The sequence below is a fragment of the Mesorhizobium sp. M0145 genome (assembly GCF_040322355.1).
Taxonomy (GTDB): domain Bacteria; phylum Pseudomonadota; class Alphaproteobacteria; order Rhizobiales; family Rhizobiaceae; genus Mesorhizobium.
In genome coordinates this window covers 1-1467 of record NZ_JAMYTK010000067.1, presented here as the reverse complement: position 1 = coordinate 1467, position 1467 = coordinate 1, and the positions used below count along the sequence as shown (strand labels likewise).

1 protein-coding gene is annotated in these 1467 nt (G+C 65.3%); it reads right to left on the bottom strand.

The window, feature by feature from the left end; translation table 11 throughout:
* Positions 1-9: 9 nt before the first annotated feature.
* A complete protein-coding gene (locus NKJ28_RS32920; protein ID WP_352457183.1) occupies positions 10-1287 on the bottom strand; it encodes an IS4 family transposase in 1278 nt (425 codons plus the stop codon).
* Positions 1288-1467 lie beyond the last annotated feature (180 nt).

Sequence of the window (1467 nt, the reverse complement as noted above, 5' to 3'; positions counted from 1 at the left end):
CTAGGCGATTCACACATTTCGAAGCGCCCATCCATGGGCGATGGACAGGAAGTGCTGCAATCCGTGTCGGAAGGTGATGGGTCCTGGGGCTTTGGACTTTGGATAGCCGTCCCAGCCGCCGAGTTTGGCGATAATCCAGGCGGCCCAAGCGAGGGATTGGGGGGCGTGGGGATTCTTCTGCAGGGCGGTTTTTCCCTCTAGTGTGGGCAGCAGGGCTTGAAGCGTGTCGATTTCGGCGTGGGTGAAGGCGATGGCGGCGTGTTGTGCGGATCGGCCGTCGCGGGCCTGGACGAGTTGCATGACGACACAGGCGGCTCGCGCGGCGATGGCGGTCAGTTTGACGAGCCGTTCGGCGGTCTCCAGTTGGCTGTCTTCCAGCTGAAGCCCCTGCTGTTTGAGGGTGCGGAAGAACTGCTCGATGGTCCAGCGCATGCGATACCAATCGACCATCCGCCAGGCCATGGCCGCGTCCTCGACGAGATGGGTGGTAAGCAGTCGCCACAGGATCGGCTCGGCGCCCTGCGGCGGGTCGATCTCGGTTACCTGCACCAAGCTCACGCTCACCGTCTTGGGCAGGCCCTCTTCAATCGTGTTGTCGGGGCGCACGACCTCGACCTGGGCAAAGCTCGCCACCAGCCGGGCCGTGCGCGCCGCCCGACCAGGCCGCGCGCGCAGCTCGACCATGGCCTCTCCGGCGGCCTGCAGCGGTGCGGTCGACAGCTTGCCGCCGCCCTGGATCCGGCGGTCGTGCATGGCGCGGGTCAGAATGTGGAAGCCGGGTTCGGGTACAAGCGCCCACTTGCTGTAGATGTCGCTCTCGCGGTCGCTCACCTCGGTCACCAGTGCAGCCGACTTCAACACCGGCTTGGCCGCCGCGGCCGTGCTCAACCAGCGCTCGGACTCCTTGTCGCACAGAGGCCGCTTGGCATGAGCAACCTCCACACGCCCCTCGCGCGTCCACACCCGGCCCGCCACCAGCCCCAGAACGCCGCCCGTCTCGGCATCGATGCCCAGCATCGCGTGCAGCAACACGCCACGGCCGCCGCCCTTGCCAATCTCGCCAAGGCCACGCCGATACTCCGGCGTCGTCGCGAAATTGATCTCACTGGTGTCCTGGATCGCCAGCACATGACGACCGGCGCTAGCCTCAGCCGTCGCAGCGCCCCAACCTTCAATCAGCCTGTCCGTCGTCACCCGAGCGTTCGCCAGGAACCGACAAAAGCCCACGATCCCGCTACGGGCTCCTCCAGCCAAGCGGCGCAGGCACACGCTCTCGCGCGACACCATCCGCTCCAGAAGCTGGACCCCCTTTTTTCGAGCCGTTCGTCACCGAACGACCCCAACAATCCCATAGATGACACCGCGACGCCTCCCTCAGTACGTCGCCTACAGAATCACACACCAACCCGACGCCGCAACTCACAGAGGAGTCATCGACGCAACGAAAAGATGTGTGCATCCCCTAGC